This is a genomic window from Mesorhizobium sp. B1-1-5 (genome assembly GCF_006443065.1).
Classification (GTDB): Bacteria; Pseudomonadota; Alphaproteobacteria; order Rhizobiales; family Rhizobiaceae; genus Mesorhizobium.
Genome location: NZ_VFWS01000221.1, coordinates 1 through 2763 on the forward strand (window position 1 = coordinate 1; position 2763 = coordinate 2763).

Below are 2763 nucleotides of genomic sequence, written 5' to 3' on the forward strand. Positions count from 1 at the left end.
TTGATTTTGCCTTAAGTTTTGGCCGGCGAATATCGCCGGTACGTGTCGCAACAACGTGCGGGATCATGAAGACTGAAGGCGAAGGACAACCACCAGATGTTCAGCCCAGCGAAGAAGCAGCACAGAAGCAAGCTGGTTTAGTGATCTTGATCGGGATCGCAGGGCTTTTTGTCGTGATTGTTTTTCCGTTCTTGGCGATGTTCATGATGATAATGACAGGCAACTTCGCACCATAGGTGCCGCTACAGCCCCAGCCTTGCCTTCACTTCGGCCGCCTTGGCCTCGACGATCGTGATCCAGCGCTGTGCAACCAACGTCACCCATGGCCGCGGCGTCGTGCCGTTGGCGCCATAGTGTACGAATGCCGCATAGTTGGCCGTGTAGCCGAGATAGATCGTGTCGCCGAGATCGGCGCCATTGATTACCAGGATGACGTCGCCTAGATCGGTCGGCACCGGTGCGCCGGGATTGTCTCGCGACAGCGTCGGCATGGCACTGGTCGATGCCATTAGTGAGGCGCGGAGGAAGCCGGTGCGCTTGTAGCCCGGCGGCTGTGGTTTGGCGTAAACCTCATCGGCGAGAAGTCGATCAAGTTGCGAAACAAGCTCTTGCGCCGATTCCTTGAACACGATCTCAAGCGCGTTGGGCACCTTGGCGCACCAGTCGCCGACGGTTGCGGCGAAGGACGCCATCACCGCACCAACTGGGCGACGAAATCGATCTTGTATTCGGCGAAGCACTTGCATCCGAGTGTGTGCATGGTCGGAACCCCGGGTGCATGCGGATACGGGATTGCGGTCCCATCAGGCGCCGTAAAGGACTGATCGAACGGCACCACCTGCCCCTGCATGGCGATATGCTGCATGCGGCCATGCTCCTGCGGCGTGTGCTTCCAGCCCTTCGTGACGTGCTGGGCCTGAAGGGTGCCCTTCTCGATCTGCTGGCGGAAGGCGATGTCCTTCGAAGCACCAAGGGCGGCGAATGTCTCATGCAGTCCGATCGTGTCGGCCCGAAGCTTCAAAAGGCTGTCCGCGTATCTGCCGGTGATCCTGTCGACCATGGCTGCCGGAACAGGCTTGCCGTCGGCGATCGCCTTGGCCACGGTCTTGTCGAACCGCTTGTCGCGCCGCGTCCGCTCGAGATAGTTCCGCATTTGCGCCGGATCGCCAGACAGCAGTTCATCCCGCGCGGTGGCGACGAATGAGGACTGCGGACCGGTCAGGCCGATGATGCCGCCTTCTCGCCGCCCGGTGACGGCGGAGACACGCCCGACGACAGTGACAGCCGTCTTGGTCGGATTATCGCCTCGTGCCAGCCCGGTTTCCAGCGCTGTCTTGATGGCGTTCTGCTGGTCCTGCACGATGCCGGTAACCAACTGCGCGGAATGCGCCTGTAGCCATTGCTCGGCCGCCAGGTTGCGCGCATCCCAGCGGACCACGATGCGGTGTCCGGATGGGTCGCGAAGCGTGGGCATGCCCTCCACAGTCGCCACGCCGCCCCCGTTGAAAGCGGCTCGGATCGCCTCATCCAGCGGGCGGAAGGCGGCCGGGTCAAGGTGCATGGCGTTGATCGCGCCGTTGATGTCGCCGCGCTCCAGGCGCTCTACGATCCGGCGCAGCACGATGTTGCTGGTGATGTCGTCGATCGCTTCGATGAAGGCGGCGCGGACGGCCGGCTCGAATTGTGAGACGAGGATATCGAAGCGCTGGCGTGGCGTGAGGCGGACGAGCATTGACTAAACCCCATGTCGTGTGCTGCTCTCGCGGACTGCTTGGGAGGGGAAAATGGGCGAATATCCGCAACTGGAAGCATTCTGTTCTTTGCCGGTCGATACACGAGGGTGGCAATACAAGTCAGACGAGTACGGTCGCCTTCAAATTCGGTTTCCAGATCCGAAACAGGCCCTTGGATCATTTCGCATACGAGCCTTTGACGGCACAGCCATCATACCCCTCCGCTATCGGGCCATGTTCATGGTCGAAGGGAATAAGGGAGTTGTGACCTCAAACCCAGTCTCCTACCCGACATTCGCTCCCGAAAACGGGCGCTCGTGTCAGTTCCTGAAGGCGATCAATATCACCGTTGACCACCCCGATTTCGACTTAGCTTACGAAGGTACAGTTTCGTACTTTCAACAGCCCATTCAGACGCCGGTCGGCCCGGTTCGCTCAGGCGTCTGGCTCGGCAACCAAAGTACGGATTTGCAAAGGGCGTGGCTAAGCGAAATACGGTTCACAATTAGCCGACGCTTTGTGGGCGAGGCCAACGCGCCTCCTATTGAGAGCACCACGCCTTCCACGCCACCGTCGGACCCGCTGCCGGGATAGGCGTCAGATTGGTGATGACGCGCTCGGCGCCATCGATGATGATAATGTCTGTCAGCACCGGCTCGACCTCTGGCCCTGCGAACGTCACCATGTCGCCAGTCTCGACGATGAGGATGCCGTTCTCGTAGCGCTGGTGCAGGCGCTTAACGGCGGCGCTGAGCGGCCATGTCGTCACCGTCGGCTCAACCGGCACCCATGGCTGGTCAGGATCGACAACGCCGGGCGTCTCGCGCTTCAACTGCACGGTGCCCTGCCCTAGCCCGCCGGCGGCGTCTGGCTGGAGCAGTTCAGTGACCATCTCGGCCATGTCGTCATAGAAGCCGGCCACGTCACACAACCATGATGGCAGGGAACCCTGTCACCGGTCCGATCAGCGGCGCCAACAATCCCTCGATGATGGTCGAGACGGGCGCGTCGGGTGCGAAGATGTTGCCAT

General features: G+C 60.9%; 5 protein-coding genes. 2 read left to right on the top strand and 3 right to left on the bottom strand.

Annotation, left to right across the window (positions count from 1 at the left end; all coding sequences use genetic code 11):
• Positions 1-236 (top strand): hypothetical protein (locus FJ980_RS34870; RefSeq protein WP_210243770.1); only part of this gene is annotated, 236 nt, incomplete at its 5' end.
• A 6-nt stretch (positions 237-242) separates the two neighbouring features.
• On the opposite strand, the gene FJ980_RS29610 is transcribed toward FJ980_RS34870, so the two are convergent.
• Both FJ980_RS29610 and FJ980_RS29615 read right to left on the bottom strand, forming a co-directional pair.
• On the bottom strand, positions 243-692 hold the full coding sequence (locus FJ980_RS29610; RefSeq protein WP_246676597.1) for an HK97 gp10 family phage protein: 450 nt from the start codon (positions 690-692) through the stop codon (positions 243-245).
• Positions 692-1732, bottom strand: coding sequence for a head morphogenesis protein (locus tag FJ980_RS29615; RefSeq protein WP_140547171.1), 1041 nt, complete (start codon positions 1730-1732; stop codon positions 692-694). The genes FJ980_RS29610 and FJ980_RS29615 overlap by 1 nt, the downstream gene beginning before the upstream one ends.
• A 52-nt stretch (positions 1733-1784) precedes the next feature.
• On the opposite strand from FJ980_RS29615, the gene FJ980_RS29620 reads away from it, so the two are divergent.
• Positions 1785-2327, top strand: a complete 543-nt coding sequence (locus tag FJ980_RS29620) for a hypothetical protein (protein ID WP_140547172.1) — start codon at positions 1785-1787, stop codon at positions 2325-2327.
• Here the strand turns inward: FJ980_RS29620 and FJ980_RS29625 are convergent.
• On the bottom strand, positions 2275-2655 hold the full coding sequence (locus FJ980_RS29625; protein ID WP_246676598.1) for a hypothetical protein: 381 nt from the start codon (positions 2653-2655) through the stop codon (positions 2275-2277). The two genes, FJ980_RS29620 and FJ980_RS29625, sit on opposite strands and share 53 nt — an antisense overlap.
• Positions 2656-2763 lie beyond the last annotated feature (108 nt).

Coding starts and splice junctions, on each gene's coding strand:
- FJ980_RS29620 (WP_140547172.1), top strand. CDS start 1,785: ATGGGCGAATATCCGCAACTGGAAGCATTCTGTTCTTTGCCGGTCGAT.
- FJ980_RS29615 (WP_140547171.1), bottom strand. CDS start 1,732: ATGCTCGTCCGCCTCACGCCACGCCAGCGCTTCGATATCCTCGTCTCA.
- FJ980_RS29610 (WP_246676597.1), bottom strand. CDS start 692: ATGGCGTCCTTCGCCGCAACCGTCGGCGACTGGTGCGCCAAGGTGCCC.